Genomic DNA, 23,495 nt, shown 5'->3' with positions numbered 1-23,495 from the left:
CTCAACGCCATCCTACGGGTTGGTTCGGGTCGGGTTTTCAGCCCAGGTCGCCACCGCCTACCGGCAGGGTTACGCCGGTGATGTAGGAGGCTTCGTCGGAGGCCAGGAAGAGGATGGCGCCGACCTGTTCGTCGATGCTGCCGTAGCGCTTCATCAGGCTGCTGTTCACGGTCTGGTCGACGATCTGCTGGTACCAGACCTTCTCCTGCGCGCTCTGCTCGGCGGTGTTGCGCGGGATGCGCCGCGGCGGCGCCTCGGTGCCGCCCGGCGCGGTGGCATTCACTCGCACGCCGCGCTCGGCGGTCTCGAAGGCCAGGCAGGCGGTCAGCGCGTTCACCCCGCCCTTGGCCGCGCCGTAGGGCACGCGGTTGACGCCGCGGGTGGCGATGGAGGAGACGTTGACGATGGCCCCGGCGCCCTGCTCCAACATCGGCACCAGGGCAGCGCGGCAGCACCATAGGGTGGGGAACAGCGAGCGCCGCACCTCGGCCTCGATCTCGTGCTCGGCGTAGTGCTCGAAGGGCTTGGCCCAGATGGTGCCGCCGACATTGTTGACCAGGATGTCCAGGCGGCCGAAGCGTTGCACGGCTTCGTTGACCACGCGCTGGGCTCCGGCGAATTGCTCCAGGTCGGCGGTGAGGGTCAACACTTCGGCGTGTTGGCCGAGTTCGTCCTGCAGTTCGTGGACCAGCTCGGAGCGGTCCACGGCGACCAGGCGGGCGCCCTCTTGCGCCAGGCGCTCGGCGACGCGGCGGCCGATGCCCTGGGCGGCGCCGGTGACCAGGGCGACTTTGTGGGGGAATCTGTTCATGGGTACCTCGGTTGGGGTTGCGTCCTGGGAGGTGGGTGCGGGTCCGGCTGCCCTCTCCCCCCGCCCTCTCCCTGAAGGGAGAGGGAGCTATTCGTGCTCCCCGGCTGAGCTCGATGCTCGGGCCAATATCGGTGCTTCGTGATAGCCGGCTAACATCGAATTCCGCCGCGGTACGGACGGTCCCCTCTCCCTTCAGGGAGAGGGTTAGGGAGAGGGGCTCTTAGCCACCCGTTCAAGCCGCACTCGCCGCAAACTTCTCGTAGTAGAAATTCGCCGGCGTAATCCCCTGCTCGCGGATGTACGCGCTCACCGCCTCGACCATCGGCGGCGGGCCGCACAGGTAGATGTCCACCTCGCCTTCGTTGAGATGCGCAGGCGTGATGTGCTGGGTGACGTAGCCCTTGTGCGGGTAGCTGCTCTCGGGGTTGGCCACGCAGGCGCTGAAGCTGAAGTTGGGGATGCGCGCGGCGAAGGCTTCGAGCTTGTCCAGCTCCACCAGGTCGAAGTCGTTGGTCACCCCGTAGATCAGGTGCAGCGGGTGTTCGCTGCCCTGCTCGGCGATCTTCTCCAGCATCGCGGTGAAGGGCGCCAGGCCCGTGCCGCCGGCCAGCAGCAGCAAGGGCCGCCTGATGTCGCGCAGGTAGAAGCTGCCCAGCGGGCCGGCCAGTTCCAGGCTGTCGCCGGCCTTGGCCAGGCTGGTGAGGAAGCTGCTCATCAGCCCGCCGGGCACGTTGCGGATCAGGAAGCTGACCTCGCCGTCCTTTTGCAGCGAGCTGAAGGAATAGGCGCGGCTCTGGCCGCTGCCCGGCACCTGCAGGTTGACGTACTGCCCCGGCAGGAAGGCCAGCTTGCTCAGGGACTCGCCCTTGACCGACAAGGCGATGGTGCTCTCGGACAGCTGGCGCACCTCGCTGATGGCGGCCTGGTAGCTGGCCTGCTGGGTCTTGCAGACATCCGAGGACGCCGGCACGCGCACCACGCAGTCGCTTTCGGCGCGCATCTGGCAGGTCAGCACGTAGCCTTGCTCGGCTTCTTCCTCGCTCAGCGCGTCCTCGATGTAGTCCTGGCCCAGGTCGTAGCGGCCGGCTTCGGCGAAGCACTTGCAGGTGCCGCAGGCGCCGTCGCGGCAGTCCAGCGGGATGTTCACGCCCTGGCGATAGGCCGCGTCGGCGACGGTTTCGTCGGGGTTGGCGTCGATGAAGCGGGTGACGCCGTCTTCGAAGTTCAGTGCGATCGAATAGCTCATGGCGGCCACCTCAGATGTGGTAGATGTCGATGACCTGGCGGACGTAGTCGTTCTTCAGCACCACCTTCTTCGCCTTGATCAGCGGGTTCTCGCCGCGCAGGTCGATAGCGTAGAAGCTGGTGCCGAAGTAGCTGTCGGTGGTCTTGTAGCGGAAGCTCAGGGTGTGCCAGTTGAAGCGCACCTGGCAGATACCGTCTTCCTCGCCCAGCACTTCGATGTTGCTGATGTTGTGCGAGGTGCGGGTGTCCGGCATGGTCGCGCTGGAGCGTTCGGTCTTGATGCGGAACACGCGGTCTTCCAGGCCGCCGCGGCTGCCGTACCAGATCAGCGAGATTTCCCGCTGCGGGTCCTGGGTCAGTTCGTCGCGGTCGTCCCAGGCCGGCATCCAGAAGGTCGCGTCGGCGGCGTACAGCTCCAGCCAGGCATCCCAGTCCTTGTCGTCGAGGTAGCGGGCTTCGCGGTAGAGGAAGTCGCGGATGCTTTCGTAGCGGCTCATCACACGGCCTCCTCGAGCGGAATGCGCCTGGCTTCTTCGGCGGCCAGGGCTTCGCTCATCGCCTGCAGCCAGTACTTGTGCTGCAGCACGAACAGGCCTTCGTCCTCGGTGCGCACGCCGGAGAGCTGCGGGTGCAGGTCGATTTCCTGCGCGGCGGCATCGGCGCCGTCGATCCAGTGCGCGGCCCCGCGGGACATGTCGTTCCAGCCTTCGGCGCTGCCCTGGTAGGCCTGCTGGCAGGAGCGGAACTCCTCCAGGTCGTCCGGGGTGGCCATGCCGCTGACGTTGAAGAAGTCCTCGTACTGGCGGATGCGCTGGGCGCGGGCCTCGGCACTCTCGCCCTTGGGCGCGATGCAGTAGATGGTGATCTCGGTGCGGTTGACGTCGATCGGCCGGGCGATGCGGATCTGCGAGCTGAACTGGTCCATCAGGTAGACGTTGGGGTACAGACAGAGGTTGCGCGAGTTCTGGATCATCCAATCGGCGCGGGCCTGGCCGAAGTCGGCGGCGAGTTGCTCGCGGCGCTCGAAGGCCGGGCGGTCCTCGGGGTTGGCCCAGCGCGTCCAGAGCAGCATGTGGCCATGCTCGAAGGAGTAGAAGCCGCCGCCGTGCTTGGCCCAGCCGCCGGCGCTCATGGTCTTCACTTCCTCGCCGGCCTCGCGCTGCTTGCGCTGGTTCTGGGTGGCGGCGTAGTTCCAGTGCACGGAGCTGACGTGGTAGCCGTCGGCGCCGTTCTCGGCGGTGAGCTTCCAGTTGCCTTCGTAGATGTAGCTGGAGGAGCCGCGCAGCACTTCCAGGCCCTCGGGGGACTGGTCGACGATCATGTCGATGATCTTCGCCGACTCGCCCAGGTGCTCCACCAGCGGGCGCACGTCGGGGTTGAGGCTGCCGAAGAGGAAGCCGCGGTAGGACTCGAAGCGGGCGACCTTGGTCAGGTCGTGGGAGCCTTCGCAGTTGAAGCTCGACGGGTAGCCGGCCTCGGCCGGGTCCTTGACCTTGAGCAGTTTGCCGGAGTTGTTGAAGGTCCAGCCGTGGAACGGGCAGGTGTAGCTGGAGCGGTTGCCCGACTTGTGCCGGCAGAGCATGGCGCCCTTGTGGCTGCAGGCGTTGAGGAAGGCGTTGAGCACGCCGTCCTTGTTGCGCGCGATGAAGATCGACTGGCGACCGATCATGGTGGTCAGGAAGTCGTTCTTCTCGGGAATCTGGCTTTCGTGGGCGAGGTAGACCCAGTTGCCTTCGAAGATGTGCTTCATCTCCAGTTCGAACAGGCGCGGGTCGGTGAACATTTCGCGCTTGCAGCGGTAGACGCCCTTGGCGGGGTCTTCTTCGAGCAGGGAACGCAAGTAGTCGATACCCAGGGTCATGGCCGGGGCCTCCGTTGTTATTGTTCAGGCAGGCTCAGGTTAGGGCTGGGTGGGCGGGGGCAATATCCGCTTTGTGCAGAGCGTTATCCGGTTTTTGCAGGCGGGGTTGCGGGGTGTTTCGGGGGGCTTGCGGGGGCGCGCGGAGATTTCCCTGGAAATCCGCAGGGCATGAGCGAGCGTGGCTTTTCGTAGGATGGCGTTGAGCTTGCGAAACCCATGCGGTTGCGGTGATGGGTATCGCTTTGCTCAACGCCATCCTACGAAAAGCACTCCGGTGCAGGGCGCATAACCGTTCGCGGTTATCCGCCGTGGGCGTTATGCGCCCTACGCAGAGGGTCAGGAATGTGCGGGTCGCCCGGGCTCAGCCGCGGCGCTTGAGGGTTTCCGAGGGCAGTTCGCCGAACTGCTGACGGTAGCTTTCGGAGAAGCGCCCCAGGTGCAGGAAGCCGTAGTCCAGCGCCAGTTCGGTGACGCTGCGCACGTTGCAGCTGGGGTCGGCTAGGCAGGCGTGGATGCGTTCGAGCTTGCGCCGGCGGATGTACTGGCGCGGGGTGCTGCTGGCGTGGCGTTCGAACAGGGCGTAGAGCGAGCGCAGGCTCATCTTCGCCTGGCGGGCCAGTTCCTCGATGTCGATGTCCTGCCGCAGGTTGCGCCCTATATAGTCGTCGATGCGCTCGAAGCAGGCCATGGGCGCGGCCAGGCATTCGCGGCTGACGTTGGTCTGCAGCAGGGTCAGCAGCTTGCTGGCGACGATCTGCTGGTAGTGCTCCTCGATGCGCGGCAGGCGCTGGCTGGATTCGGCTTCCATGCAGACCATGCCCAGCAGGTTGACGAAGCCTTCCAGTTCGCCCAGGCGGTAGCGGCTCTCGGTGAAGCGCGGGCCCTGGCGCGGGTGGGCCCAGCGCTGTTCGGCGCAGATGCCTTCGAGCACCGCGGTGGGGATCTTGATGATGAATTTCTCGCAGTCGTCCGAGTAGGTCAGGTCGACCGGGTCGTCCGGGTTGATCAGCAGCAGTTCGCCGGGCTCCAGGTAGTGCTCCCGACCCTGGCCGCGCCACAGGCAGTGGCCGTGCAGCAGCACCTGCAGGTGGTAGATGGTCTCCAGCGCCGGCGAGGTGACGCGCACGGCGGCGCCGTAGCGGATGCGGCAGAGGTCGAGGCTGGCGAACTTGCGGTGGTTGAGGCTGGCCTCGGGGCGGCCGTGGGCGGGCATGCGCAGGGCGTGGTTGCCGACGTGCTGGTTGACGTAGCCGGACACCGCGTAGGGGTCGGCTCGCTCGAATACCCGGCTGCGCTCGCTCAGCAGGTTCTGCATACAGGCACTCACTCTTTGTTGTTGTCGTCCGCGCTCTTCGTCGCGGCTCGTGCCCGTCCAGTCTATGCCGGGGCCGGGATGGCGGGGCCCGGCAGAGATGGACGGTCGTGCGGGCCACCCCGGATCGGGGACGGCTGGCCCGCCTGCCGTCCGGCCACCCTAAAGGCCGGAAGGCGGGCGGCGCAATTCGACCTGTGGCGCAGTGTTCGCTTATCGCACGCTTTCGCCCCGGCTCATTGCCAGCAGCTGCTGGCCGTGCCGGTGCCGGTGGCGCCGCGGGTGCCGGCCTGGTCGAGGGTGAGCGTCAGGCATTCGCTGTCCCTGGCCTGGCTGCCGGTGGCCGTGGCGGTCAGGGTGTAGGTCGAGGCGCTGACGTTGGAGATGGCCAGGCCGTAGTACTGCAGGCCGGCGACGTAGCTGGTCATGTTCAGCGCCGCGGCGCTGCTGGCGTAGCTGTTGTTCTGCGCGAAGTAGCGCTCCTGCCGCGCCGCGGCCTCGCTGAGCAGCGCCTGGCCTTCGGCGCGGTGGCTGCGCAGCACGTACTTCTGGTAGCTGGGCAGCGCGATGGCCGCGAGTATCGCCAGGATGACCACGACGATCATCATTTCTATCAGGGTGAAGCCGCGGCTTCGCTGTGCAGGTTTCATCGCTGGCCCTTTCAGTTGGAATCGCTCGGCAGTACCTGCCAGCTGCGCCGGCCGCTGACCGTGCCGGTGTTGGTGGCCACGCCGTCGAGGGTATTTTCGGAGTTGCCCCAGGTGTAGCCGCCGGACAGGGTGATGTCGCCGCCGTCGGTGACGAAGCCGGATATCGACTCGTAGGTGCCGTCGCTGTTCAGGTCGAAGACGTTGTAGTCGGTCTTGCCGCCGCTCTCCGGGTCCACCGCGTAGACGGTGCCGGACAACCCCGCGGCGCAGGTGCCGGTCTGCGGCGTGGAGCTGGCGAAGATCAGGCTGGAGCCGTACAGCGTCATGTCGTAGATCAGCCGCTCGCCAGTGCGCGGGAAGTCGAAGTACCAGCCCCAGGTGGCGACGTTGGCGTCGGCGGTGTTGCCGCTGCTGTCGTACCAGGCGACGTCGCTCTCGCTCAGGGTATAGGTGGTGGTGCCGTCGGTGGTGCCGGCGGTCAGCGTCTGCTGTTGCAGGTCGCTGCGCGTCCTGGCCGCGGTCAGCGAGGCGCTGGTGGCCTCGCCGGCGGTCTTGCGGTCCCAGATGCCGTAGACGCTCTGGGTGGCGGTGGAGGTCTTGTCCGAGGTGGTCAGGTAGCGGCCAGTGCCGAAGGCGACGATGTAGCCGGTGCCGCTGGGGTGTTCGACCAGGCTCGGCGCCGCGGTGATCGGCTGGCGCACGTTGCTGGCGTTGCGCGCCACGTACAGCGGGTTGCCGCCGAAGGCCACGGCGAATTTGGCGTCGGCGGCGCTGGCGGTGAGCGGGCTGCTGGCGCTGGTGTCGATCAGGTCGAAGCGCCAGAGGTCGCCCAGCAGGTCGCCGGCGTAGGCGTAGTCGGCGATGCCGTCGCTGTTCACGTCGGCTACGTAGAGCCGCGACAGGCCGTTGGCCAGGCTGTCGAGCGCGCCAGTGTCGGTGGTGGTCAGGCTGGGGGTGGCGGTGATCTTCTTCAGCAGGGCGCCGCTCTGGATGTCGATGATCAGCAGCGAGGCGCTGTTGCTGCCGCTTTCGTAGCCGTTGGGCACCAGGGCCACCCACTTGCCGTCGTGCAGGCGGGCGATGCTGGGCTTGGCGGCGGTGTAGCCGAGGCTGGCGTCGTTGTCGCTGGTGAACTCCCAGAGCAGGCTCGGCGAGGCCGGGTCGGTGATGTCCAAGGCGAACACCTCGCGGCCGCCGGCGCCGAGGCTGCCGAGCAGCACCTTGTGCCAGGCCGAGCCGTAGTAGACGTCGGCCACCACCGGGGTGCCGTCGACGAAGTAGCGGTGCTCGGTGCCTTCGTCCTGGCCGTAGTCGCTGGCGGTGAGGATGTTCAGGTTGGCGATCACCGCGCTGGGGATGAAGGCGAACAGCTCGGCCCCGGTGCTGGCGTTGAAGGCGTGCAACATGCCGTCGTTGGCGCCGACGTAGACCGCCGCCGGCTTGGCGGCCTGCTCGCTGGCGTAGGCGGCGTAGCTGGTGCTGCCTTCCAGGGCGTCGGCCCGTGCGGTGATGTAGTCGGCGCCGCTGACCAGCACCGGCGAGGAGTTGACGATGTCGCCGAGCAGCGAGGAACGGCTGCGGAAGCTGGTGTTGCTGCCGCGCAGGAAGTCCACGCGGGTCGAGCCCTTGCTGTCGACCACGCCGGCGGCGGTGCGGTTGAGCGCGGTCTGCTGGGCGCTGCTGAGGTTGGCCCAGGTGAACGAGGTCAGGCTGCCGTTCTTGGCGAAGTAGATGTTGCGGCTGCTGGGCAACTGCGCCGAGGCCTTCCACAGGGTGGTAGTGGTCGTGCTGGTGGCGCCGCTGCTGGAGGTGGTCTTGATCTTCTGCTTCTTGATCAGGTCGCCGGTCCAGTCGCTGGAGCTGAAGTTGGTGCTGTAGACGTAGTCGCCGTCGTCCAGCGACTGCGAGTCCACCGCCACCGCGGTGACCGACGCGTTGAGCTGGAGGATGTCGTCGAAGGCCGACTTCAGCTGGCTGGCCAGCTTGCTCGGGTTGCTCACCAGGAAGTAGTTGTCCGGGGTGCCGTCGCCGTCGGTATCCCAGGTGCTGAGGTCGCTCTTGCCGTACTTGGCGGCGTACCACAGGGGGTCCTGCAGGGTGGTGACGGCGGTGGAGCTGCTGGCGGTGAAGTAGCGGGTGTGCGAGGAGCCGGCGCTCAGCGCCTTGTTCCCGCCCGAGCGCCCGGGCAGCCGCGAACAGCTGTTGGTGTTGCTCACGCAGCCGCCGGCATCGGTGCCCTCGGGCGTGTCGAACTTGAAGCGCGTTGGTGTAGAACTCGCCGTGCCGCTGGTCCCCCCCACGCCACCGGCAACCTCCAGGTAGATGCCATCCTTGGTGGTACCGGCAATGGTGTAGCCCATGTGCGACTCGGAACCGGATACCGAATACTCGTTTTCGCTGGTGACCGACACGCGCCCGTCGGCGCCCAGTTGGACGGTGTAAAGGATGATGGAGTCCATGTCGAAGTCGGCGTTCTGCCCGGCGTCGTCGTACACCACGCGGAACTTGTAGTAGGGCCGCCCGCCATTGATCGACGAGTCCAGGTTGGCGCTGGAGGTATTGGCCATGCTGTCGATATAGAAGCCGGTGATCTGCATCACAATGCCGCTGGAATCGGCCACCATCCCGTAGGGCTTGAAGGTCACGGTACTGGAGTTCACCGGCACCTGGATGTTCGGCAACGTCGAAGACAACGCCACGGAGAACGACTGCACCGGGTGCGAACCGGTGGCGGAGAGGCCGTTCTGGCTGCCGAAATAAGTGACTGCGGCGGTGCTATAGCTACCCTGCCGGGTAGGCTCCTCGGGCAGCCCGCGAATGGTCGAGAAGCTGCTGGCGGTCTTCGCCGTCGGTGCGGAATCGCTGGTGCTGCCGGACTGGCCGATGTTCACCGAAACGCTCTTGCCGATCTCCGCGTTCCAGAGCGTCGCGCCTATTTTGCTGAAGTCGAAGGTAAAGCCGTTGATCTTTTCCGAGGGGATCGGACTGCTACCCAGGGTGCCGCCGGGCACGTCGGAGTCGTAGCTGGGGTTCACGTCGCTGACCAGCGTCATATAGGGCTTGGTGCAGTACGGATAGGTGTTGTACGGGTTGCTCCAACTACTCAGGCTGGTCAGCCCCAGGCTGGTGTCCTTGCTGCCGGACGCATAGGACGAGAACGGCGTCAGGCCCGCGTAGTAGCGCAACGCCTCATAGGCCATTTCCCCCAGGGGGTTGCCCCAGTCGAGGCAGTCGCCGTTGGAGAACGTCGCCTTATAGGCGCTGCTGCAGACGTCGGTGTAGATCAGGCGGTCAAGGTTGGCGACGATGCCACTGCCGTCGACGTAGGTACGTTTGCTGTTGTTGTTGGACGCGCTACTGGTAAGGAACCGTCCGGAACTGTCGTACTCGCTGGTGAAACTGCTGGTGGGCGCCCGGCGCAGGGCGCCGCCCTGCAGGTTGTTGGTGTAGGTGCCAGTGAGCAGGCCGAAGTACATCTTGTTCGAGGCGGCATAGTCATGCAGCAGGCCTGTGGGCTTGTTGCTGCTGCCATAAGCGGTGCAATTGCTTTCCAGCAGCCCGCTGACGCAAACCTTCACCCGTACCGTCAGGTCGTACTGTGGCGTGATGCTGGTGTCGGTGCGGCTGGTGTCGGCACTGGTGATGGCGTTGGTGCCCTGGGCCACCTCCCGCGACACCCAGCCCCAGATGCGGTAGTTGTTACTGCCCTGCTGGGTGCTGTTGATGATGCGCAGCTTGGGCACTGCGCCGTCGGTGTAGCTGGTGATGGTGTTGCCGCTGCTCGGCCGGGAGGTGTTAGCGAAGAGGATGTACTTGCCGTTGCTGGGTGCGGTGAGGGGCGAGTAGTCGGCGATGTTATAGCCGTCGCGGGCAACGCTCAGGTACTCCTTGCCCCAGGTGTGGGCATCGTTGGGGATGAACTGGCGCTCCAGTACGGTGCTGCTGGTGGTGTCCTCGTAGCGATAGCCGCCGTAGAGCACCTTGCGCAGCACGTCGATGCGCGACATGGTCAGGTAGTTGAGGAAGTCGCCGCTCCACTTCCCGCTGCACTTCTTGGTGCTGGTTGTGGATGCAGGAACGAACACACCGTTGCTGTCGTCGTAGGAATAGCACTTGTACGAGTCGAAATAGCCGGTGTAGTCGATGCTCGGTTTGTAGTAGATGTCCAGTTGGCCGTCGCCGTCGATGTCCGAGGCGTCGTTGTAGGCCGGGAAGTAGAGCTTCTGGTCGCGGCCGACCACCAGCATGTTCATCGGCGGGGCGATGTTGCTGACGAACAGCGGCGTCTGCGCCAGCACCGAGGCCCGGGCGCCGGCGCACAGCAGGCAGGACAGCAGGCAGGACAGCAGGAACAGCGCCAGCATGCGCAGCGGTTTCATGGCGGGGAGCCTCCTTGCGGGCCTCATGGGATCACCAGCGCGGTGCTGGAGCGCAGGCACAGGGTATTGGCGGCGCAGCCGGTGCTGGCGCTGTCCTTGTAGGCCTGGGCGTTGACTTCGTAGTAATAGGTGCAGCCGGACTGGCCCTTGGACAGGTAGGCGTTGGCGCTGCCGCCGGAGCCGCCCTTGCAGCTGTTGCCGATGTAGCGCAGGTACCAGCGCGCGTTGCGCGGCAGGCTGGTGGCGCCGTCCAGCCCGGTGTAGGCCGTGGCGCCGGAGAAGTCCGCGGCATAGCTGCTGGCCAGGCCGGTGTAGCAGGGGCTGGACGACGAGCAGGCCTCCAGCGCGCGGCTGCTCTGGCTCACCCTGCCCTCGCCTTCGCGCAGGGCCGACTCGGCGGCGCTGGTCAGCCGCTGCAGCTCCAGGCGGTTGCCGGTCATCCGCCCTTCCAGCTGCATCTCGCGCATGCCGCCGACCGCCAGCAGGGTCAGCACCAGCAGCATCACCAGGGCGACGAACAGCACGGCGCCGCGCTGCCGCCCGTGCACGGAAATAGTCATGGCATCAGGTTCCTCAACATGCTGCTGCCGCTGACGATGCGCCGCAGGGTGCCGTCGCCGTCGGTGCAGGCGCTGCCGCCGCTCAGGGTCGTCCAGTTGGCGCAGGTGGTGGTGCTCATACCGCCGGTCAGGTTGCTCTCGCTGCTGGCTAGCAGCAGCGTGTAGCGCAGGCTGCGCACGGTCTGCGCGCTGCCCGGGCTGGCGACGTACCTGGCGACCTGGCGGGCGTTCTCGTCGGTGCCGGTGTCCACGCCGTAGTCGAAGTGCACCGCCGCCACGTTGTCGGCCAGCACGCTGCCGTTGCAGCTGAGCTGGCCGCTGGTCAGGCCGATCTTCTCCACCACGTCGTTGCTCGGGCTGAAGGTCGCGTAGGGCGTGGTCAGCCCCGGCAGGCTGGCCAGGGAGGCGCCGGTGCAGTCGGTGTCGGCGGCGTCGCGCGGCTGGTAGCGCAGGCACAGGGTGTTGGCGTCCACCCGCACCAGCGCCTGGCCGGCGGCGAAGCTGCAGCCGTTCTTGCTCTGCGCCGGGAAGGCGGTGCTCATGCGCGCCGACGGCTGGCGCCGGTAGCCGGCCCGGGACAGGCGCGCGTCCAGTACCTGCTGCAGGTAGCGGGCGTTGTCGAGGTTCTCGGACTGGCCGGCGAAGTAGCGGGTGCGGGTGCTGCCGTCGAGGTACATCTGGGTGACGCCCAGTATCAGGAACAGGCCGAGGGTCATGGCCACCATCAGCTCGACCAGCGAGAGGCCGGCCTGGCGGCGGGAATGGGCGGGCATTCAGGGCTCCTCGCGCAGCACGTAGTGGCAGATGGTCGGGTCGCTGCCGGGGCTGGCCTCCAGGCACTCGCCGGACTTCACCCGCCAGGCCAGCTGGATTTCGATGGCCGAGCCGGTGCCGCTGCAGGTGCTGGCGCCGTTGCTGCGGCAGATGTGGAAGTCGCTGCTCATCAGGCTGGCGGCATCGGGCAGCGCCTGCTGCACCCGCTGCGCCCAGCAGCCCAGGCGCTGCGAGGCGCTCAGCGAAGCGAGCGAGGCACAACTGCTCGGTGCTGCGGGGAAGGCTCTGCCGGTGGCCTTGTAGTAGTCGGAGCTGGCCGGCGGGGTCAGCGGCGTGCCGGCGTCCTGGGTGGAATAGAGGTCGGTGCGGATGGTCTCCATCAGCTCGTCGGCCAGCGCCGCCGCCGTGCCGCGCACCGCCATGTCCTGGGAATAGGCGATCGCCCTGCCCTGCATGGCGAGCATGCCCAGCACGCCGACGCAGATCACCAGCAGCGCCACCAGCACTTCGATCAGGCTGAAGCCGGCCAGGCCACGGCGCGTCATTGGCTGCTCCCCGAGCCAAAGCTCATGTAGCCCGAAGCGGCGACCTTGATGCTGTAGCTGCTGCCGCTCTTGCTGCCGCTGAGGCTCAGGCTGGCCACCGCGGCGCTGCCGTCGGCATGGAAGGTCAGTGCGCTGACGCTGCTGCTGATACCGATGCTGGTGGGCAGGCTGAGGCGCTGCGACACCAGGCTGGAATCGAGCGAGGCGCAACTGCCGGCGCGCACCAGCAGCCACTCGTAGGCGCTGCCGTTCTGGCACAGGCTGGTGGCGGTGCGCGTGCTCACGGCATCGGCGCGGGCGGCCTGGAGCAGACGATAGAGCGCCGAGGCGGAGGACTTCACCCGGCTGGACTCGATCAGCGAACCGAAGGCCGGCACGGCGATGCTGGCAAAGATCGCCACCAGGGCGACTACCACCATCAACTCGATCAGGGTGAAGGCACGCTGACCGCCGGCCCCCTCCCTGGGTACAGGTCTGCGCGGGTGAATGACAAAGCTCATGGCCCGAACCGCTCGAACGACAGTTGCGTGAAACCCCGGCCGAGGGCCGGGATGCGATGGGCCTATTGTCGAGCCGGCGTTAGCGGCGGGATGTGTCCTTAATTTTTCATCGGCGATACATTCGCTACCGCTCGCAGGTGGGGGGTGACCGCTCGTCTGTTGTCGTTTTTCGGGGCGGCTCTTCGTAGGAGCGAGCTTGCTCGCGAAGGGGGTTTGCCGGGGCTGACGACCGCATGGGTTTCGCCAAGGCTCAACCCATCCTACGAAAAGCGCCTCGGCGCAGCCGGCAAGACAGTCGCCCCTGCGACGGAGCCGCCCGGGAGCGTAGGGCGAATAACCGTTCGCGGTTATCCGCCGATACACCGAGGCCATGACCAACGCCCGGACCAACCCTGGAGTCTCTGGGAGTCAAGGCCAAACGGCGGATAACGCCTTAGGCGTTATGCGCCCTACGGGTGGGGAAACACCGTCGTAGGATGGGTTGAGCGAAGCGATACCCATCACCACGACCGAATGGGTTTCGCCAAGGCTCAACCCATCCTACGAAAAGCGCCTCGGCGCAGCCGGCAAGACAGTCGCTCCTGCGACGGAGCCTCCCGGGAGCGTAGGGCGAATAACCGTTCGCGGTTATCCGCCGATACACCGAGGCCACGACCAACGCCCGGACCAACCCTGGAGTCTCTGGGAGTCAAGGCCAAACGGCGGATAACGCCTTAGGCGTTATCCGCCCTACGGGTGGCGGAACACCGTCGTAGGATGGGTTGAGCGAAGCGATACCCATCATCACCACCGCCGCGCTGGCGATCGCGGCCGTCACTCATTGTTGTTATTCGATGCCCTCGCGGGCGGACGGCCCACAGTACGAATTGCCTGTCAGAGCTTCAATTCGATAATCGCCATTGCGGGCGGTTATCGACCACAACCCTGGTGCTCAGTGGAACAGCCGCGTGCTCAGCTCCCGGCTGGCCTCCAGCAGCACCGGCAGGAAGCGCGTCTCCAGCTCCTGGCGCGACACCCGGCCGACGTGGGTGCCGACGTTCAGCGCCGCCAGCACTTGGCCGGCGGAATCCTTCAGCGGCACCGCCACCGAGCGCAGGCCCATCTCCAGCTCCTGGTCGATGATCACCCAGCCCTGCCGGCGGATCTCGGCGATGCTCGCGCGCAGGCCCTCCGGGGTACACACCGTGCGGCTGGTCTTCACCTGCAGGTCGGCGTGGGCCAGGTAGTCCTCCAGGGCCTGGTCGTCGAGCCCGGCCAGGAGGATGCGGCCCATGGACGTGCAGTAGGCCGGCAGCCGGCTGCCTACGCTGAGGTCTACCGAGATCAGCCGTTGCGGCGTGGCCGAGCGGGCGATGTAGAGAATCTCGTCGCCCTCCAGGGTGGCCATGGAGCAGGCCTCGCGCAGTTGCTCGCTGACGCGGTCCAGCAGCGGCTGCGCGGTGACCGCCAGCGGCGTCGAGGACAGGTAGGCGTGGCCGAGGGTCAGCACCTTGGGCAGCAGCGAATAGGTGCGCCCGTCGGTGGTCACGTAGCCCAGCTTCATCAGCGTGTGCAGGCAACGGCGCACGGCAGCGCGGGGAATCTCGGTGCGGTGGCTGACCTGGGCGATGGTCAGGTGGCGCTTGCGCTCCTGGAACGCATGGATCACCGCCAGGCCGCGGGCCAGCGAGGTCATGAAGTTGGGGTCGCCGGTGAAGGCCTCGATGCGCTTGGCCGGCGAAGCGACGATGGGCGGGGCCAGGGTGGCCTGGCTGGCGGAATGTTCGTCGGTCATGGCGAGGTCCTGTTGGCGGCGGATTCGGCCGATTATCGAAGCGTCGGGCGATAATCGCAAATGAAATGGGGCGATAATCGCCCACACCTACAGAGGGGCAGTCCAGGCCGAGCCCGAGGTGGGTCATGCCAAGGTCAGGCGGCGGATAACCGCGAACGGTTATTCGCCCTACGTCATGATCGACCTGTGCGCCGATACACCAGGCACACCCGCCCAGCCGAAGCCGGGCCCGCTTCCCCTACAACGGCTCCAGCTTCAACTGCCGCAAGCGGCTCAGGGTCCGCCCGAAATCGATGGCGGTGCCACCTTCGGCCAGGCGCTCCAGCGACACGCTGGCGAACAGCTGCAGGCGCAGCTGGCGGTCGTAGGCGATGTCGATGAAGTTGAGGAAGCGCATGCTCACGTCCGGCGGGTAGTCGCCCAGCGGGCCCAGGCCGCTGACCGCCATGCGCGGGAAGTGCTCGATCAGCCACAGGTAGTCGGCCGCCGAGCGCGGGCGTTCGAACAGCTCGCTGAAGTCGAGCCAGGCGCGGCCCTCCTCCAGGGCGTGGATGCGCAGCGGGTGGTGGTTGACGTCCAGCACCTGGTCGAACTGCGCCTGCTCGTCCAGGCCCAGGCGCTGGCCGATCAGATCCAGGTCGTCGGCGCGCGCCGGCCACAGGTAGCTGCCCCAGTTCTCCAGGGGCGTGGCGCGCAGGCGGTAGTCCTCGCCGCCGTCCAGCGGCACCACGTCGAAGCGCTTCTCGATCAGCTCGATGGCCGGGCGGAAGCGCTCGCGGTACAGCGGGTTGGGGCACAGGCCGTCAGGCTCGTAGTTGGAGGTGCAGACCATGCCCACGCCCTCCTCCACCAGCACCTTGAGCATGCGCCCGAGCAGCATGGCGTCGCCGATGTCGTGCACGTGGAACTCGTCGAAGCACAGCAGCCGAGTCTGCGCGGCTATGTCGCGGGCGGCCCGCGCCAGCGGGTCAGCCTGGCCGGCGAAGGCCATCATGCGTTGCTGCAGCTCCTGCAGGAAGGCGTGGAAGTGCACGCGGCGCTTGGCCTGCAGCGGCGCCGCGGCATAGAAGCAGTCCATCACGAAGCTCTTGCCGCGGCCGACGCTGCCCCACAGGTACACGCCCGCGGGCGGCTTGCGCAGCCAGGAGCGGCGGCCGCCGAGGAAGCCGTCCAGCCAGTCGGCCAGGTGCTCGATGGCCGACTGCTGCGAGCCGTCGGCGCTGTAGCCGCGCTCGTCCAGGGCCACGCGGAAGTGCCGCAGCACCCGCGTGGCCACCGATTCGTCGTCGAGGGAATGGTTGGAACTCAAGACACACCTTTCGACATCACCGACAGTGATGTCCCTTGCAAAACGGCGGATAAACCGCGGACGGACCTGGCCTGTGCCTGCTACGGGGTGCATGGTGGCAGGCAAAAACCCTGGCTTGTGTGCGGCATCACCTTGCCAACCGGTGCCGGTATTGGCATAACGATGGCCCCGGGCCTCAAGAAACAAGGAAGTTGCGATGCGCATAATCGGACGGATCATACTCGCTATCGTCCTATTGCTCCTGCTCGTGGGTGGCGTGCTGCTGTGGTACGTCGCCCATCCCAACGTGCCGCAGTACACCGCGCCGGACAAGCTCAACCTCCTCCCGCAATGGGACCAGCAGGCCCGCGAGCACTACTACTACACGCCCCAGGGCACCCAGGTGAAGGGCCTGCTCTACGACTGGTTCATCCACCTGCGCCAGCCCTTCTCCAGCGAGAAATTCGCCGCCCCGGCCAACCTCGCCCGCTACGGCTTCCTCATCGACCCCGAGCAGCTCAAGCCGGCGAAGGAGCGCAAGCTCGACCCGAACAACCCCGGCAACCTGCCGGTGGGCTTCGCCCGCCATCGCAACGGCGAGAACGGCCCGGAATACCTCGACATCACCTGCTCCGCCTGCCACACCGGCGAGCTGCGCTACAACGGCCAGGCCGTGCGCATCGACGGCGGCGCGGCCATGCACTCCATCGCCTCCACCGTGCCCACCGTGCGCGGCGGCGCCTTCGGCCAGGCGCTGGGCATGAGCATGCTGTTCACCTACATCAATCCCTGGAAGTTCGACCGCTTCGCCGAAGACGTGCTGGGCAAGAACCCCGATAAGGAAGCCAAGGCCGAACTGCGCGCCGGCTTCAAGGACGTGCTCGGCACCCTGCTGGGCACCGCCTGGAACGACACCCGCCGGCGCCTCTACCCCACCGAAGAAGGCCCCGGCCGCGCCGACGCCTTCGGGCGCATCGCCAACGGCGTGTTCGGCGACCACATCAGCGCCGACAACTACCGCGTGGCCAACGCCCCGGTGAACTACCCGCAGCTGTGGGACATCTGGAAGTTCGACTGGGTGCAGTGGAACGGCTCGGCCATGCAGCCCATGGCCCGCAACATCGGCGAAGCCCTGGGCGTGGGCGCCACCCTCGGCCTGCTCGACGCCGACGGCCAGCCGGTGCTGGGCGACGCGCGCTACGCCTCCAGCGTGCGGGTGCAGGACCTGCATGCCCTGGAAGAAGGCCTCAAGACCCTCAAGCCGCCGGCCTGGCCGGAGCAGGTGTTCGGCGCCATCGACCTCAAGCGCGCCTCCCAGGGCCGCGCGCTGTTCCGCGAGAACTGCCAGCGCTGCCACGGCCCCCACGTGGTGGAACCGGACCAGCGCCTGGCCCCCGCACGCGACCCGGAATGGAAGATGAGCATGATCCCCACCACGGTGATCGGCACCGACCCGACCACCGCGGACAACATCGCCAACCACACCTACGACCTCACCCCGCTGAAATGGCAGCTCGACGAGCTGAACAAACTCAACGTGGTGCTGATGCCGCCGCCCAGCCAGCCGCTGGACCTGTCCAAACTCTCCGCCGCCAAGGGCCTGGCCTACATCACCGCCTACGTCGAGCAGCGCGCCTACAAGAACGCCAACATCGGCCCCGAGGAACAGAAGCGCATGAACGGCTACGGCCTGGAGATCGGCGTGCGCGAACTGACCGCCTACAAGGCCCGCCCGCTGGACGGCATCTGGGCCACCCCGCCGTTCCTGCACAACGGCTCGGTGCCCAACCTGTTCCAGCTGCTCTCGCCGGTGGCCGAGCGCGACACCCAGTTCTACGTCGGCACCTTCGACTTCGACCCGAAATTCGTCGGCTACCGCACCGAACGCTTCCCCGGCGGCTTCCTGTACAAGACCAGCGTCACCGGCAACAGCAACCGCGGCCACGAATTCCGCGACGGCTGCCGCAAGGACGGCGCCATCGGCCGCGCCCTGAGCCCGGACGAACGCTGGGCGCTGGTGGAATACCTGAAGGTGCTGGGCAACCCGGCCTACGAAAGCCGCCTGACCGACGAGCCCACCCCACCCTGGACCCCAGGCCCGAAATGCGAGTGATGCCCGAGCGGAGCTGACCGGCTGACGGAGTAGCCCCGCCTCGCGCCGGACAGCCCCCTCTCCCTTCAGGGAGAGGGTTGGGGAGAGGGCAAAACTCCCCGCACACACGAAGCCCACAGAAGAAAACCAAGAAAGCCCCCCGCAAAGGACCGCCCCATGCGCGCAGTGCTCACCCGGATCTGGAACCTCCTCGGCAAATGGGTGGCGCTGCCCATCCTCTGCCTGGCCCTGCTCGGCCTCGTCGGCCTGGGCATCGGCTGGGTGTACTACAGCATCAAGTTCAGCGGCCCGGTCTCGACCCAGGAACAGATCCCGGCGGACGAAGCCCAGCAGACCCAGGCCATCATCGAAGACGCCATCCGCATCGTCGAACAGCACCGCGACAACACCCGCGTGCTACGCGACGCCCACGCCAAGGCCCACGGCTGCGTGAAAGCCGAAGTCACCGTCAACCCCAACCTGCCCGCCGACCTGCGCCAGGGCGTGTTCACCCAGCCGGGCAAGGTGTGGAACGCCTGGGTGCGCTTCTCCAACGGCAACGCCTACCCGCAGCAGGACAGCGCCAACGACGCCCGCGGCATGGCCATCAAGCTGCTCGACGTGCCCGGCGCCAAGCTGATGCCCGGCAAGGGCCACGACGGCGAGCAGGACTTCGTCATGTTCAACCACCCGGTGTTCTTCGTCCGCGACGTGGCCGAGTACCGGCAGAACTTCAACGCCCAGGCCAACGGCCAGAAGATCCTCGCCTTCTTCCCCAGCTGGAAGCCCAACACCTGGGAAATCCGCCACCTGCTGATCGCCCTGCAAACCCTCGCCCCGGCCCCGGCCAGCCCGCTGCAGGCCAGCTACTTCGGCATAGCCCCGTACAAGCTCGGCGAACAGAACAACATCAAGTTCCGCACCGTCCCCGCCCCAGGCGCCTGCCCCAACTACCAGTTGCCCAAGCTCAACGAAAAACTGCCGAACTTCCTGCGCACCGCGCTCTACCAGCAGCTCTCGATAGACCGCGTCCCGGCCTGCTTCGCGCTACAAGTGCAAAAACAGGACGCCAACAAATACATGCCCATCGAAGACACCAGCGTGGAATGGAAAGAAAAGGACTCCCCCTTCCAGACCGTCGCCCTGGTCAGCATCCCCCCGCAGGACTTCGACAGCCGCGACCAGAACCTGATGTGCGACAACCTTTCCTTCAATCCCTGGCACGCCCTGCCGGAGCATCGGCCGATCGGCGGGATCAACCGGTTAAGGAAGGCGGTTTATGAGGCGGTGAGTGTTTACCGGCATGAGAGGAATGGGGTGGGAGGGGAATAAGACGATATATATCAATCTTCAGAAAATGAGCATGAAATAACATTCTTGTAATCTGACCTATAACTTGCATAATTAATAATGAACCCCTGCAATCTCAACGGGAAGTAGGCAAAATACTAAAAATACATTTATCCACCCTATTATCATGCAACGCCCAAGGCCAAGATAATGAAAAGCAGAGAAAACAAGCTAGCAAAAATACTAACAAGACTTGAAAATATATCCAGAAACAAAAATATCTCCCAAGAACAGTTAAACCTCGCAAAGAACCTAATAAGCGAAGCCATAGATGAAATAAAAATAAACAACACTAACGAAGCATCCCCCGAAATTGAGCTTCTTTGGCACGGCGAACTCAATCCGAATAAAAAAGCCTATATCCATGGCATATCAAAAAGCATCAAACCCTACATCCAAGGCCCAGCAGAAAAACTAGAGATAAAACTTTCATCAATATTTAATGGTCTAGACAGATATCTTGAAAGGATTGCAAAAAACCAACTAGAAAACCCTAATACCAGAGAATCAAAAAAGGAAATAGCAGAATTCAAAAACAAAAACTGGCACTCCTTGGCAAACAGCATTGCAACACACATAAGGCATATTCACAAAAACGCAGAAAGCCCTCCAAAGCTGCTCTACATATCTCTAGACAAGTCGACAAAGAGCGCCAAGATTGTTGTACTGGAAGATCCATCTCGAGGAGAGATTTCCTCTAAACTCCATCCCGACACAAAAGGAATAAATATGTGGATTGAGAAACTCAATCTTTAGCCTCGAAAACAACCAAATCATATAACTCCATAAATAAAAATACAATCAACCCTGATTTACGGCAGACATAAAAATTCACCCCATCAAAATTGCGATATGAAGCAGCACCCAAAGAAACAACTCCAGCAGCATGCACATTTTCCTAACCAGGCATCCGAAGTTAGAAACTTAACCACCTTAAACAACCCAGAGCCATATTTAGAAGATCAACTACACAACTTTGAAACTTAACAAAGAAGAAGGACCATCTCGAAACTTTATTTTCTCAACCACTTCGTGAATCAGTCCCTTATCTTTGGGCGCTTTGGACAGCCGAAATGGATCGTTAACCGCCATCCCGCCCCCTTATCCAGAACCTCCAAGTGTCAGCAGATAACACACCAACATTTTCTCTTGACCATTCCCCTCCATCGTCCCTACCCTCCACTCGCCCCGTGAAAACGGCGGGGCCGGGTTTAGCAGCCCGAACTCACTAGAAGCGGAAACGCTAGGCGTTCTTTCGGTGATGTCATTCGCCCAAAGAAATCCGTTATGGCGGGCCGCATGGGGAGACCTTCGGGTCTGCCGGCTTCTAGTGGTCGGTCTGCTAACCCTGTGCGGTTCCGCCTCCATCCGATTAGCAGCGGCTGGTCGCGGCCCTAAATTCACTAGAAAAAGGACCACTCCCATGGACGAATCCACCCTCCCCACCCCGCTCTATTTCTTCCACAAGCACCGCACCCTCCGCGCCCTGTTGCTCGACGACCAAGTCTGGTTCGTGCTGGACGATCTGCGCCGGTTGATCGGCCATGCCAGCAGCGAGCGGCTGGCCAGGCGCCTGGAGGATGATCAGTTGTGCACGCAGTGGCTGCGCCTGGACGATGGCGGCAGCCTGGAGCGGCTGCTGGTCAGCGAGTCCGGTGCTTATGCGTTGTTGTTCCATTTCGCCCATGCCGATCTGGGTGGGTTGCGGCGCTGGATCAGTACGCAGGTGGTGCCGGAGGTGCGTTGTCAGGGCGGCGATGGCGGGCCGCGGCAGTTGTGCCTGAGTTGGGGGCGGCAGGGTGTGCGGGTGCTGGATTGGCAGGGGCAGTTGTGGGTGAACATGGCGGAGTTGCCGCGGGTGGTGCGGGGGTCTGCTGAAGCGCGGGCGGGTTGGCGGGAGTGGGCTCGTCGGTTGCGGTAGGGTTTATACAGAGCGCGATGCCCATTGCGGGCTAATGCTCACACCAGCCTGAATGCTACCGACGCCATATATGCTGATCGAACGGAAAATTCCCACAAACACCTAGCTCAGTCCTAGGAATCCGCCCGACATTCAAGGCTCGATCGCTTGTCTAGCTTGGCCCGCTTCACCCCGGCCAAGCAGGGCAACAAGCATGAGCGCGGATGATTTCCGAGCAGCCGCCTATCCTTTCGACCGCAGTTGGGCCCCTGAGCCCGACTGGAAGCCTTCCAGCGACTGGCACACCGACCGCAGTTGGGCACCGGACAAGGGCTGGAGCCGCTTCACCGAACCACCCAAGCGCCGCCAGGACAACGGCGGCGCCTCCTTCGTGGCCTGGGAGCCCAAGCCCGAACGCGTACCCGAGGTTGATCGGCCATCACCCGGCCTGTTCAAGCGCCCGGCCAAGCTGGAGCCCGGCTTCCATATCATGCAGCGCAGCATGAGTTTCGAGCAGTTGCTGGCGCACCTCTTCCCCGAAAAGGCCCATTCCTACCTCATCAGCCGCCTCAAGGCGCTCAACCCCACTCATGCCCAGGGTTTCAAGGCCGGGGAAATCTTCGTAATCGGCGACCTGCTCAACCCCACCGCCTGCCTGCGCGAAGAAGCCGAGCTGATGGCCGCCGCCGCTCAAGTACGCACGGCCCTGGAACCGCTGAGCGAGGAGGAAGCGGATTTCATGGTCAGGCACCAGGCCGAGATCGCCAACATCCTCGGCGGCGCCGGCACCTCGCTGGGGCTGACCAAGGACGTGCTGGACAAGGGCCTGCGGCAGATCGGCGAAACCCTGCGCGACATCGAATACTTGCATCAGACCGAATTCGCCACCCACGGCCACCTGCGCAGCCATAACTTCTTCGTCAGCCGTCGACAGTTGCTCACCCACCTGGACTCCCAGCTCAAGGCCACCTTCATGAACAAGCAGCTCAACCTCGGCCACCACCCTCTGCTGCACCGTGACCTGGGCATTTCCACCCGCAGCCTGGTCCACCACTGGAGCCGCTCCGGCGCGCCGGGGCAGATTCCTGGCTATGCCACACACATCGAGGAGGTGGCCAAGGCGGCGCGGTATCTGAAGTACGGCGGCTATATCGGCATTGGCTTTGGGGCTACTGCGTCTGCGTTGAAGGTGCAGGAGGTGTGTCGGGCTGGAGAGTCCGAGGCTTGCGAAAGAGCGCGATTTACTGAAACAGGGAGTTTCGTAGGAGGACTTGGAGGAGGCGCAATTGCCGTTCCTCTGGTTGGCCGTTTTGCTGCCATACCGATCTGCGCAGCGATTGGACTCGGCTCTGCGGGAATTGGCGGTGCTGTTTGCGTAGTTCTTGTAGTTGGAGGTGCCTCATTTGCAGCAGGCTCGACCGGTGAGAAATTTGGTGAAACGGCTGGAGAGAAAATCTATGAAGGAGTCCACAAGAAGTGAGCTTTGAAAGCTGGTTTGACGATTGGCCATTCTTATTACAGATAACATTTTTCTTAACGCCCTTCGCTATAGGGGTAGCAGGAAAATTAATCACTCTCTTCATGGTCAGACACGATCTTGAAACGTTGCTCTCAGTATTTCCAAAAAGCATCTACGTGAAAAGACAGACTATAATCTGGAAAGGCTCTGGCTTTCTCTCTCGCTACATGCAGCTAAATACAATATGCGGGGCAATACTCATGTCCCGGTACTACCTGAGCCGCGGAGAGCTTGAGCACGAAGAACTACTAAACGTCCCCCAAAATATTAAGTTCAGAGCACTTCTATCGTCTTGGCTACTTGGCATAAGTCTGACATGGATAATCACGGGATCACTATTATTTAGCTAACCATCCCTCCATCCATCCTGAAGCACTGAAATCCTTTCAGGCCGAAGGATGAGCTTTGCAGAAATCACAAATCAAATTTACATATTACAAACAACAATATGAACGAATTCTGGAATTCATGGTGGGCATTTTCATTCATGCTCAGCCCATTCCTAGTTAGCCTGTCCGGTATGGCTCTTGGCATCTACATTGCTTGCAGCCGCGACTTCAAGGGCATACTGGTAGCGCTTTCAAATAGCGAGCTACCCAAACGAACAAGTCTCATCTTGGGTAGCCAAGACCTTATCTCTCGCTGCCATCTGGTCAGCTCCATCGGCGGTGCCCTTCTGCTTCCCGACAGGAGTATTCGCCGAGGCCTTCTTGATAGGGAGGACATGCGCAACTTCCCGCCCGCACTCAGGCGCCGCCTACTGATTTCAACCTGGATGGTTATCGTGGGAATGGCTTGGCTGGGCCTGATGCTCGCCCTACTGAAGCTAAGTGGTGTGAACTAACAGCCCCCATACAGTTCGGGTCTCATCGGTACGTAAAGCTTCACCACTTAGAAATTTCTGATGGCGGAAACTACAAGTTACGCTGGGAGGC

At 64.1% G+C, this 23,495-nt stretch carries 19 protein-coding genes; 6 read left to right on the top strand and 13 right to left on the bottom strand.

The annotated features are described in order from the left end of the window. Positions 1-37: 37 nt before the first annotated feature. From PcP3B5_RS11440 to zapE, 13 genes are all read right to left on the bottom strand, one after another. On the bottom strand, positions 38-811 hold the full coding sequence (locus PcP3B5_RS11440) for a 1,6-dihydroxycyclohexa-2,4-diene-1-carboxylate dehydrogenase (RefSeq protein WP_061561309.1): 774 nt from the start codon (positions 809-811) through the stop codon (positions 38-40). A gap of 232 nt (positions 812-1,043) precedes the next feature. Continuing rightward, the gene (gene benC / locus PcP3B5_RS11435) at positions 1,044-2,057 is read right to left on the bottom strand and encodes a benzoate 1,2-dioxygenase electron transfer component BenC (RefSeq protein ID WP_061561308.1); all 1,014 of its coding nucleotides are present in this window, start codon (positions 2,055-2,057) and stop codon (positions 1,044-1,046) included. A 10-nt stretch (positions 2,058-2,067) separates the two neighbouring features. Then, complete coding sequence (gene benB / locus PcP3B5_RS11430) at positions 2,068-2,553, bottom strand: benzoate 1,2-dioxygenase small subunit (protein WP_061561307.1); 486 nt, start codon at positions 2,551-2,553, stop codon at positions 2,068-2,070. Beyond that, positions 2,553-3,917, bottom strand: coding sequence for a benzoate 1,2-dioxygenase large subunit (gene benA, locus PcP3B5_RS11425; RefSeq protein ID WP_043266784.1), 1,365 nt, complete (start codon positions 3,915-3,917; stop codon positions 2,553-2,555). Before benA ends, benB begins: the two co-directional genes overlap by 1 nt. A gap of 361 nt (positions 3,918-4,278) precedes the next feature. After that, a complete protein-coding gene (locus tag PcP3B5_RS11420) occupies positions 4,279-5,232 on the bottom strand; it encodes an AraC family transcriptional regulator (protein WP_061561306.1) in 954 nt (317 codons plus the stop codon). A 233-nt stretch (positions 5,233-5,465) separates the two neighbouring features. After that, positions 5,466-5,879: a type IV pilin protein gene (locus tag PcP3B5_RS11415; protein ID WP_043266788.1), complete on the bottom strand. Its 414-nt coding sequence runs from the start codon at positions 5,877-5,879 to the stop codon at positions 5,466-5,468. Positions 5,880-5,890: 11 nt separating this feature from the next. Then, entirely contained in the window at positions 5,891-10,258 is a 4,368-nt protein-coding gene (locus tag PcP3B5_RS11410) for a pilus assembly protein (RefSeq protein WP_061561305.1), read from the bottom strand. 23 nt (positions 10,259-10,281) lie between these two features. Continuing rightward, the gene (locus PcP3B5_RS11405) at positions 10,282-10,818 is read right to left on the bottom strand and encodes a pilus assembly PilX family protein (protein WP_061561304.1); all 537 of its coding nucleotides are present in this window, start codon (positions 10,816-10,818) and stop codon (positions 10,282-10,284) included. Further along, positions 10,815-11,591: a PilW family protein gene (locus PcP3B5_RS11400; RefSeq protein WP_061561303.1), complete on the bottom strand. Its 777-nt coding sequence runs from the start codon at positions 11,589-11,591 to the stop codon at positions 10,815-10,817. The genes PcP3B5_RS11405 and PcP3B5_RS11400 overlap by 4 nt, the downstream gene beginning before the upstream one ends. Beyond that, positions 11,592-12,137, bottom strand: a complete 546-nt coding sequence (gene pilV / locus PcP3B5_RS11395; protein ID WP_061561302.1) for a type IV pilus modification protein PilV — start codon at positions 12,135-12,137, stop codon at positions 11,592-11,594. Next, a complete protein-coding gene (locus PcP3B5_RS11390) occupies positions 12,134-12,637 on the bottom strand; it encodes a GspH/FimT family pseudopilin (protein ID WP_009619284.1) in 504 nt (167 codons plus the stop codon). The genes pilV and PcP3B5_RS11390 overlap by 4 nt, the downstream gene beginning before the upstream one ends. A gap of 931 nt (positions 12,638-13,568) precedes the next feature. Beyond that, positions 13,569-14,411 (bottom strand): IclR family transcriptional regulator domain-containing protein, encoded by an 843-nt coding sequence (locus PcP3B5_RS11385; RefSeq protein WP_043266799.1) that lies wholly within the window; start codon positions 14,409-14,411, stop codon positions 13,569-13,571. A 238-nt stretch (positions 14,412-14,649) separates the two neighbouring features. Further along, complete coding sequence (zapE, locus tag PcP3B5_RS11380; RefSeq protein WP_061561301.1) at positions 14,650-15,720, bottom strand: cell division protein ZapE; 1,071 nt, start codon at positions 15,718-15,720, stop codon at positions 14,650-14,652. A 196-nt stretch (positions 15,721-15,916) separates the two neighbouring features. On the opposite strand from zapE, the gene PcP3B5_RS11375 reads away from it, so the two are divergent. The 6 genes from PcP3B5_RS11375 to PcP3B5_RS11355 all read left to right on the top strand — a co-directional run bounded on the left by PcP3B5_RS11375 (position 15,917) and on the right by PcP3B5_RS11355 (position 23,404). After that, positions 15,917-17,812 (top strand): c-type cytochrome, encoded by a 1,896-nt coding sequence (locus PcP3B5_RS11375; RefSeq protein WP_061561300.1) that lies wholly within the window; start codon positions 15,917-15,919, stop codon positions 17,810-17,812. Between the two features lie 156 nt (positions 17,813-17,968). Next, positions 17,969-19,123, top strand: a complete 1,155-nt coding sequence (locus tag PcP3B5_RS11370; RefSeq protein WP_061561299.1) for a catalase family protein — start codon at positions 17,969-17,971, stop codon at positions 19,121-19,123. 168 nt (positions 19,124-19,291) lie between these two features. Then, the gene (locus PcP3B5_RS31385; RefSeq protein WP_145923885.1) at positions 19,292-19,897 is read left to right on the top strand and encodes a hypothetical protein; all 606 of its coding nucleotides are present in this window, start codon (positions 19,292-19,294) and stop codon (positions 19,895-19,897) included. A 667-nt stretch (positions 19,898-20,564) separates the two neighbouring features. Further along, on the top strand, positions 20,565-21,062 hold the full coding sequence (locus PcP3B5_RS32360; protein WP_061561298.1) for a BRO-N domain-containing protein: 498 nt from the start codon (positions 20,565-20,567) through the stop codon (positions 21,060-21,062). Positions 21,063-21,255: 193 nt separating this feature from the next. Next, positions 21,256-22,521, top strand: coding sequence for a hypothetical protein (locus PcP3B5_RS11360; RefSeq protein WP_061561297.1), 1,266 nt, complete (start codon positions 21,256-21,258; stop codon positions 22,519-22,521). A 487-nt stretch (positions 22,522-23,008) separates the two neighbouring features. Next, complete coding sequence (locus PcP3B5_RS11355) at positions 23,009-23,404, top strand: hypothetical protein (protein ID WP_043266808.1); 396 nt, start codon at positions 23,009-23,011, stop codon at positions 23,402-23,404. Positions 23,405-23,495 lie beyond the last annotated feature (91 nt).

This window comes from Pseudomonas citronellolis (assembly GCF_001586155.1).
Lineage (GTDB): Bacteria > Pseudomonadota > Gammaproteobacteria > Pseudomonadales > Pseudomonadaceae > Pseudomonas > Pseudomonas citronellolis.
The sequence above is the reverse complement of the archived record's forward strand: the minus strand, read 5'-3'. Positions and strand labels throughout refer to the sequence as shown.

Coding starts and splice junctions, on each gene's coding strand:
- benB (WP_061561307.1), bottom strand. CDS start 2,553: ATGAGCCGCTACGAAAGCATCCGCGACTTCCTCTACCGCGAAGCCCGC.
- PcP3B5_RS11375 (WP_061561300.1), top strand. CDS start 15,917: ATGCGCATAATCGGACGGATCATACTCGCTATCGTCCTATTGCTCCTG.
- benA (WP_043266784.1), bottom strand. CDS start 3,917: ATGACCCTGGGTATCGACTACTTGCGTTCCCTGCTCGAAGAAGACCCC.
- PcP3B5_RS11410 (WP_061561305.1), bottom strand. CDS start 10,258: ATGAAACCGCTGCGCATGCTGGCGCTGTTCCTGCTGTCCTGCCTGCTG.
- PcP3B5_RS11355 (WP_043266808.1), top strand. CDS start 23,009: ATGAACGAATTCTGGAATTCATGGTGGGCATTTTCATTCATGCTCAGC.
- PcP3B5_RS11420 (WP_061561306.1), bottom strand. CDS start 5,232: ATGCAGAACCTGCTGAGCGAGCGCAGCCGGGTATTCGAGCGAGCCGAC.
- PcP3B5_RS11385 (WP_043266799.1), bottom strand. CDS start 14,411: ATGACCGACGAACATTCCGCCAGCCAGGCCACCCTGGCCCCGCCCATC.
- PcP3B5_RS11390 (WP_009619284.1), bottom strand. CDS start 12,637: ATGAGCTTTGTCATTCACCCGCGCAGACCTGTACCCAGGGAGGGGGCC.
- benC (WP_061561308.1), bottom strand. CDS start 2,057: ATGAGCTATTCGATCGCACTGAACTTCGAAGACGGCGTCACCCGCTTC.
- PcP3B5_RS11370 (WP_061561299.1), top strand. CDS start 17,969: ATGCGCGCAGTGCTCACCCGGATCTGGAACCTCCTCGGCAAATGGGTG.
- PcP3B5_RS11405 (WP_061561304.1), bottom strand. CDS start 10,818: ATGACTATTTCCGTGCACGGGCGGCAGCGCGGCGCCGTGCTGTTCGTC.
- PcP3B5_RS11415 (WP_043266788.1), bottom strand. CDS start 5,879: ATGAAACCTGCACAGCGAAGCCGCGGCTTCACCCTGATAGAAATGATG.
- PcP3B5_RS31385 (WP_145923885.1), top strand. CDS start 19,292: ATGAAAAGCAGAGAAAACAAGCTAGCAAAAATACTAACAAGACTTGAA.
- PcP3B5_RS11360 (WP_061561297.1), top strand. CDS start 21,256: ATGAGCGCGGATGATTTCCGAGCAGCCGCCTATCCTTTCGACCGCAGT.
- PcP3B5_RS32360 (WP_061561298.1), top strand. CDS start 20,565: ATGGACGAATCCACCCTCCCCACCCCGCTCTATTTCTTCCACAAGCAC.
- PcP3B5_RS11440 (WP_061561309.1), bottom strand. CDS start 811: ATGAACAGATTCCCCCACAAAGTCGCCCTGGTCACCGGCGCCGCCCAG.
- PcP3B5_RS11400 (WP_061561303.1), bottom strand. CDS start 11,591: ATGCCCGCCCATTCCCGCCGCCAGGCCGGCCTCTCGCTGGTCGAGCTG.
- pilV (WP_061561302.1), bottom strand. CDS start 12,137: ATGACGCGCCGTGGCCTGGCCGGCTTCAGCCTGATCGAAGTGCTGGTG.